The organism is Bradyrhizobium algeriense (assembly GCF_003062295.1).
Taxonomy (GTDB): Bacteria; Pseudomonadota; Alphaproteobacteria; order Rhizobiales; family Xanthobacteraceae; genus Bradyrhizobium; species Bradyrhizobium algeriense.
The window spans coordinates 737,686-744,135 of the sequence record NZ_PYCN01000002.1; the positions used below are offsets into that span (position 1 = coordinate 737,686).

Below are 6,450 nucleotides of genomic sequence, written 5' to 3' on the forward strand. Positions count from 1 at the left end.
GATCAATCGGCAGCACGCAAAGGTCGTTCTGGCTGGTCAAGTGCACTGCCGGAGCCGGGGAGCCTCTCGTCATGCCTGAAGCCGCCGAATATTCGGTCCGCGAGTATCTTCGCGACGATCGTCCAATCACGATCCGTGCGCTTCGTCCTGATGACCGGGCTGAGATGCTCGCGGCTATCGGGCGGACCAGCATGCAATCGCTGCAGCGGCGCTTCTTCGTGCCGAAGAAGGGTTTTTCCGAGAGCGAAATGGCCTTCTTCCTCAACATCGACTTTGAATCACACGTCGCAATCGTCGCGGAAATCGCTGAGGATGGCCACCCGGTCATCACCGGCGGCGGACGCTATATCGTTGTCCAATCGGGCCAGGCGGAGATCGCTTTCGTCGTGGTCGACGCCTACCAGGGCCAGGGTATCGGGACGATCCTGATGCGGCATCTCGCGGTCCTGGCGCGCGACGCAGGCCTCGAGGAACTGGTCGCGGAGGTGTTGCCCGAGAACACCGCCATGCTGAAACTGTTCAAGAAGTTCGGCTTCCGGCCCGACTCGAAAGGATCGCCGCAGGTGGTCCACCTGACGCTGCAACTGCCTTGAGCGCGGAGATTCGTGCCGGATCTCGCTCGACGCTACCGCAGCCCCAGCAGCGAGCGGCGATAGCCGTTGCTACGTGCTTCCTCCCGGCACACAAAACTTCCGGTAAAGCCGCGGCCATACCGTCGTTGCCGATTCGAGTAGTAGATTCCCTTGCCGAGATCGAGCCAGACGACCACATCGGCGCGGCAATGTCGTTGCGCCTGTGCTTCATATCGGAACGGCGTGAGCGGATTCGCAAAGGCGCCGGCGACGCCATAGGCAATGATCGAAGCGGCTATCACACCCGTACCCCAGAGCCGGAACCTTCGCATCGACAAACTGCCTGCGTTTGACCAACGAAATGATCGCAGCAGTTCAATCGAAAAACAACCGCCTTTGTCCGCTGCATAGGTGTCGCGGCATAGGTGTCGGCGGCATAGGCGAAGGGCGCGGAAGTCCGTCAAAAGACGTCCCGCGCCGCCCGATTGTCACGACAAACGATCGCGCGCGGCTTCGCGAGTCAGGCGACGTCGCACACAAGTACCAGAGATTATCCTGCGCGCGCAGCGTTACAATTCAGCGGCAGACATACGCCCCGTTGACCAGCACGCGGACACAGGCTGTGCCCGCAGCGGCTGCGCCAACGGCCGCTCCGCCGACCACCGCGCGGCGGGTTTGTCGTCGTGCAACGCCCGCAACGCTCCCAGGGGTCGCCGGCCGTCCTACCCTCGCCTCCGCGCTCTCAATCGACAGTGCAAGACCATTGCTGGGTGACCACGTTACCGATCCAAGAGTCCCGAACGCGAAAACCGCGGTAGCCAAAAGCGCCCGCCTGATGCTGATTTTCTTCATATCGATCTCCTCTGCTGATGAGGCCATCGAAAGCCCTCCGAGATCAGCGCGGTTGATCCAGGTCAATAAGCTTCGCTGACCTAATACGGCACAGTCAATACTGCTGTCTTCGCATCGCGACATCGAAGAACTCAAAGACATTGTTGATGACATTCCGCGAGATGCCGGCGCGCCAGCGAGGTTATTCGGAGGATGCGTAGCTGCTGAGTGCTTCAGTCGGGTAGCGTTCGGTCCAGCGTGCGCCGATAGATCTGCGCAATGGTACTGGCGTACGATACCGGACGGCAACGTCCGGATCCCTGTTCGCGATTTCCCGACTACGCCAGGATTAAGAAAGCTCGAGCCGACTGCTCGCGCAAACTCGCCGTGATGCCGGAGCTGGCTTTTTCTTCTGTGGGGCCACGGCTTACCTCTCTCGACAGGCGAGACCAGCTCTCCGCCTCGGCCATCCAGAAAATCCGGTGTTCCGGTTCACGCTGGGCGAGCTGTCTGCACAGCGTCGCGCGTAGGTTAAATTCCAGCTGACCAGTCATTGGCCCCCCTGCCGAGGGTTAAATTATTGCCACGGGTTTACGACAAGCGCCCTGCCCGGACTATTGCCCCAATGGTCATTGTCCCAACAGGCAAGTGACCTCGCCGCTTCCGCATTTGCGTTTGCGGCGCTGTTTTCGTTCAACTGGTCACCTGTCGGACCCGTCAAACGCGCAGATACGGCAACCGATGTTCGATCAGAGCCGTTGCTGTGATCGACGCATGTTTGCTTTCGCCTTTTGTCCGCGGCGGCAACAGGTAAAGCGTCATGGCAAAAATCAGATACACCATCAGCACGAGCACGCCGACAAACCATGCCGAGCGGCCACTATTGGTCACCAGCGACGCGGTCATGGTCGCGATCAGCATCATGACCACCGCGCCCGGCCAGAATTGCAGGCTCATCGGCTCCGGCCCGATGACGTAACTCAGCAGCACCAGCACCGGCGCGACAAAGAGCGCGATCTGGGATGCACTCCCCAGCGCGATGCCCACGCTCAGATCCAGCCGGTTCTTGCGTGCGCCGGAAAAGGCCGAGGCCATTTCCGCAGCACCGCCCACCAGTGCAACGACAATGAAGCCGACAAAGGCCGGCGTCATCCCGAAGGTCACTGCGGCCTCCTGCACCGACTCGACGAAGACCTCGCTGACCAGCGCGACCAGGATGGTGACGCCAGCCAGCGTGGCCAGGGCCAGCGCCATTGGCCATGGTGCTTCGCCGGCCTCCGCGTGCCCCGCCCCGCCAAACAATTCGCGATGGGTTTTGAGCGAGAACAGCAGGCCCAGGCCATAGGCCACGATAAGCAACACGGACAGGCCCACGCTCAACTTCGCGGTGAACTCCGATCCGGCCGCGGAATCGGCTTCAGAGACCGAGGGGATCAGGATCCCGATCGTCGCCAGGAAAAGCAGGCTCGCCTGCAGCCGGGCGCTGCCCCTGTCGTATTCCTGCACATGGTGCCTCAGTCCGCCGAGTAGAAATGACATGCCGAGCATGAACAATGTGTTGGTGACGATCGCGCCTGCGACCGATGCCTTCACCAAAGTATATTGCCCGGCGTGCAGCGCGGTTAGCGCGATGACGAGCTCCGTCAGGTTTCCGAGCGTGGCGTTGAGCAGGCCTCCAACAGTGTCGCCCGTCTTGGCTGCCACAGATTCCGTGGCGTGACTTAGCAGGCCGGCGAGCGGCACGATTGCCAGGACTGACAGCACGAAGAGCAGCGTGTGCGCGTCCGGCTTGACGTTTTGCGCGACGAACAGCACCGGCACGAACGCCAGCAGCCATAGCAGAGGATTGTGCCGGATTTCCTTGAGCAATGGATTCATGGACGCCTCATCGCCTTCGGACACAGTCAATGGCGCTGGCCTGGAGTGCTTGCGGTCACGTGAGCTTGTATCGGCCCGCGCCGGCGCCGCGCGCCGCGCTTTCGAAAGCGCAAAACTGTGCCTTGTTGCGATTGATCGTTTGATCCAGGTCAAGGGTGATTGCGCCTGCAGGGTCGCGCCGGCACGAAATCGGGCAGAGCATTCCCGGTTGAGCGCTTGCTCGAACGCGCGCATGGCCCGCCAACTTGGCGCCAATCGCTAACATTGGCTTGCTGACCGAAACAAAGGTCTGAGCGTCCGCATCTGTTCACGGAGAACGAACAGAGCCCGTATTTTTGCGGTCAGACAATAGTAAATAAACAAAAAACAAAAGGCCACGCGGGCATTACACCGCATGGCCTTTGCGAGACTGTTCCCTAGGCCCCCAAGAGTTTCCGCCTCGGGGCGAAGAGTGCGCGGGTCGAGGCGCCTGTCCAGGTGGTGATGGAATTACCCACAGGTTAGACGGACGAACACACCTCAACCAACTCGCTTCAAACAGCGTCTTTAGCAACCTTCAGGGGTGACGCCTTGACCGACTTGCTGGCTGGCTTGGCCGCGAACTCCATAGGCTCTTTCGTGAAAGGATTCACGCCGCTGCGGGCTTCAGTAGCAGGCTTGTTCACGACCGACATTTTGACGAAGCCAGGAATGACGAACTCGCCGGATTCATTCAGCTCCTTATAGCCTACAATCGCCATCTGCTCGATGACGGCCTTTACGTCTCCCTTGGAAACCTGCGTTCCTTCTGCAATTGCATCAATCAACTGATTCTTGGTCATCTTGGCCATGATGGATTCCTTTGTGGAGGCTCAGAACAATTCAATGCGCATGAGCTACGCGGAGTGCGTCACACTGTTTAAAGCGCAGCAAAAGCCACGCAGCTCGCTTCTCGTTCATGCCTATGGTCATGAAGTCACCGGGCTTAAAACCTATCGAGACCCAAAACGCAAGGAGCAGCTCGGCGTATGTTCCAAGCCTGGCTTCTACTCACCTGCGCTTTCCTTTGATTGAACCACCGCCCAAATCTCCGCTTCGAACCTAGTGACCACAGCCATGACAATGCAAATTATTGCAGGTGCCATTGCGCGTGCTGGACGTGCCAGCAGCGGCCATTCCCGCATAAACCTCTCGGTCGACAACACCCGTTGTCGCGCATCGGTCCGAGCCTCCGCGTGACCGTCACGCAGGGATGCCCCGGTCCCCAACCGAACCTGCAATGTCTCAACCCGTCTTTCGCATGAGGTAGCTTATGAGAGATTGGAGATCCACTCCTCCCGTCGATGCACCGATGACTGCGTCACTTGCACCGGCAACAAACAGGTGGCGAGCGAAATGGCGACATCTCTCTACAACGGGCGGCGGAATCGCGCCATTCAAAATGAAGCCACCAGAAACAGCGAATAGACAAGCAATATCAATTGGTTGGGGTGGGAGGGCACGCAACCGGAATGGAGCCGGCGACAAGCGACTGAAAATACTGACGAAAACGAGCGACACCGGATGATGCGTAACACCGCTGCCTTGCGTCGATTCACTTTTTTAAAGTCTTGCCAAGCCTCGGTCCGTTCTCGTTTGCCGATCATCGGCCTGGCTAAGACCACGGCTTTGTTCAGCGTTTTCACTGCTATGTCCGAAGTGGGAATCACGGCTGGCGCGTAACGACACCGGTGGGCGTGGCAAAGCCCTGGAGGTCCTGATCCGCTTCTCGCGCCACCAGCCGAACCCGGGTGACCAGTCCTCGAAGCGCAGTAGTTCGTTTCCAAGGGTGCTGCCTTCTCTGCGCGCCATTGGTCTTTCGCAGGTTTAAGCAGAGAGACCGGTTGCCAGTTCGCTGTGGATGCCCATACCATCAAGGCGCGATTTGCGATTTGGTTGGACCATCGTGCGGAACAAATTGGCGGTTCTGATTACTTTGGCAAGACGCCCCGAGGGGCGAGCGACGCTCGATGAGCTCGCAGATGAAGTCGCGCGGCTCATTGCAGCGACAGATGAAAAGATCGGAAATAGCGAACAGCTCTCTGCACTCGATCATGTCGACATTTTTCAGTCCGGGCTCGTGGCGTCCGAGGGCGACAGTTTGTGGATCACCGAGAATGGCTGGTCACTTCTCCATGCGCTGGGGATCTCGGCGCAAGAGTGGCCTGATCGCGATTTCGTCTCGCCCTCGCACTCGCTGAATTTGATCGATGATCTAATCGGTACCGAAGCGCGCGTGAGGATTTTTGATCGCGAGTCTCGGTCAATTGACCTGAGCGCAGATCACATCCCGCCTCGTGATGAGACAACCGGCCTGGAAGCTCCATCAGGGACTTCTCGGCCCGACTATCCCCGAGTGCCTGCTGGAAGCAATGATGCTTTCCTGATTCGCAGATTCGGCTCTGAGCTGCGAGGTGCATCTGCAAGCTCCAATCCTTTGAGTAAGCTAACGCGGCGCGTGCGGCAGGGGATCGACATCTGGCGCCGCCATCTCCAGCAGGATCAGCCACCGAAAGAGACCCGTCGTTCAGGCGCAAATATGGAACGCGGACTGTTCGCACTGCTAAGCCTGCTCGTAATCGTGAGCTGCGCTGGCGCGGCCGCTGCCCTCATACAAGTCAAATCCTTGAAATCAGAACTAACCGCCCTGCAACGCGAACTGCTTCCGCTCAAGCTGAGAGTGGCCATGCTAGATCAGATCGAAAAGAGCAGGGAAACATTGGACAAGGTGAGCGATCAAAAAAATCAGTCGCCGCGAGAAAATCGTGCTGAAGAAGCACCGCTTCTTCTCTCTCGCGAAGAGATTCAGCTCATTCGCGACTATATCAAGCCGGCGCCCGTCGTAGGCTCTTCCACAGCCCCCATCAGTGTCGGTGATCCTGTCACCGGGCCGACTATCCCCATCCCATCTCCTGTCACGGAGAAGGTGCCCAGATTGCTCGGGGCGAGATTTGCGATCAAAAACAGCACGATCATCATCGTCAAGAAGGACAGTCGTCAGGCTGACGCTGTGCTTGGACCGAACTAGACGACCGATTCCATGAAACCCGCGTGCTGCAGCAGGCTGGATTGATGGAACGGACGGGTTGTTGGCGGATTCCTCGTTTGCGGTCGGCGAAACGAGGAGCTGTATCATGGCAGGATGGCGGCG

At 58.9% G+C, this 6,450-nt stretch carries 8 protein-coding genes; 3 read left to right on the top strand and 5 right to left on the bottom strand.

Going from position 1 to position 6,450, the window contains the following annotated elements:
* Positions 1–71 precede the first annotated feature (71 nt).
* On the top strand, positions 72–593 hold the full coding sequence (locus C7G61_RS07525; protein WP_108513422.1) for a GNAT family N-acetyltransferase: 522 nt from the start codon (positions 72–74) through the stop codon (positions 591–593).
* 32 nt (positions 594–625) lie between these two features.
* Here C7G61_RS07525 and C7G61_RS07530 read toward each other — a convergent pair whose 3' ends face one another.
* The 4 genes from C7G61_RS07530 to C7G61_RS07550 form a co-directional block, all read right to left on the bottom strand.
* On the bottom strand, positions 626–904 hold the full coding sequence (locus C7G61_RS07530; protein ID WP_108513423.1) for a hypothetical protein: 279 nt from the start codon (positions 902–904) through the stop codon (positions 626–628).
* Positions 905–1,741: 837 nt separating this feature from the next.
* Positions 1,742–1,957, bottom strand: coding sequence for a hypothetical protein (locus C7G61_RS07540; RefSeq protein WP_108513424.1), 216 nt, complete (start codon positions 1,955–1,957; stop codon positions 1,742–1,744).
* Positions 1,958–2,120: 163 nt separating this feature from the next.
* Positions 2,121–3,281, bottom strand: coding sequence for a calcium/proton exchanger (cax, locus tag C7G61_RS07545; RefSeq protein ID WP_108513425.1), 1,161 nt, complete (start codon positions 3,279–3,281; stop codon positions 2,121–2,123).
* Between the two features lie 533 nt (positions 3,282–3,814).
* Positions 3,815–4,111 (bottom strand): HU family DNA-binding protein, encoded by a 297-nt coding sequence (locus tag C7G61_RS07550; RefSeq protein WP_108513426.1) that lies wholly within the window; start codon positions 4,109–4,111, stop codon positions 3,815–3,817.
* Between C7G61_RS07550 and C7G61_RS43810 the strand changes: the two genes are divergently transcribed.
* The gene (locus C7G61_RS43810; protein ID WP_145963573.1) at positions 4,110–4,334 is read left to right on the top strand and encodes a hypothetical protein; all 225 of its coding nucleotides are present in this window, start codon (positions 4,110–4,112) and stop codon (positions 4,332–4,334) included. The two genes, C7G61_RS07550 and C7G61_RS43810, sit on opposite strands and share 2 nt — an antisense overlap.
* Positions 4,335–4,696: 362 nt before the next feature.
* On the opposite strand, the gene C7G61_RS43815 is transcribed toward C7G61_RS43810, so the two are convergent.
* Positions 4,697–4,945, bottom strand: coding sequence for a hypothetical protein (locus C7G61_RS43815; RefSeq protein ID WP_145963574.1), 249 nt, complete (start codon positions 4,943–4,945; stop codon positions 4,697–4,699).
* Between the two features lie 272 nt (positions 4,946–5,217).
* On the opposite strand from C7G61_RS43815, the gene C7G61_RS45890 reads away from it, so the two are divergent.
* A complete protein-coding gene (locus C7G61_RS45890; RefSeq protein ID WP_244608170.1) occupies positions 5,218–6,327 on the top strand; it encodes a hypothetical protein in 1,110 nt (369 codons plus the stop codon).
* Positions 6,328–6,450: the final 123 nt, after the last annotated feature.

Bases quoted from the DNA above. Each gene is read 5' to 3' on its own strand.
- C7G61_RS07540 (WP_108513424.1), bottom strand. From the start codon at position 1,957: ATGACTGGTCAGCTGGAATTTAACCTACGCGCGACGCTGTGCAGACAG.
- C7G61_RS07530 (WP_108513423.1), bottom strand. From the start codon at position 904: ATGCGAAGGTTCCGGCTCTGGGGTACGGGTGTGATAGCCGCTTCGATC.
- C7G61_RS07550 (WP_108513426.1), bottom strand. From the start codon at position 4,111: ATGGCCAAGATGACCAAGAATCAGTTGATTGATGCAATTGCAGAAGGA.
- C7G61_RS43810 (WP_145963573.1), top strand. From the start codon at position 4,110: ATGATGGATTCCTTTGTGGAGGCTCAGAACAATTCAATGCGCATGAGC.
- C7G61_RS07525 (WP_108513422.1), top strand. From the start codon at position 72: ATGCCTGAAGCCGCCGAATATTCGGTCCGCGAGTATCTTCGCGACGAT.
- cax (WP_108513425.1), bottom strand. From the start codon at position 3,281: ATGAATCCATTGCTCAAGGAAATCCGGCACAATCCTCTGCTATGGCTG.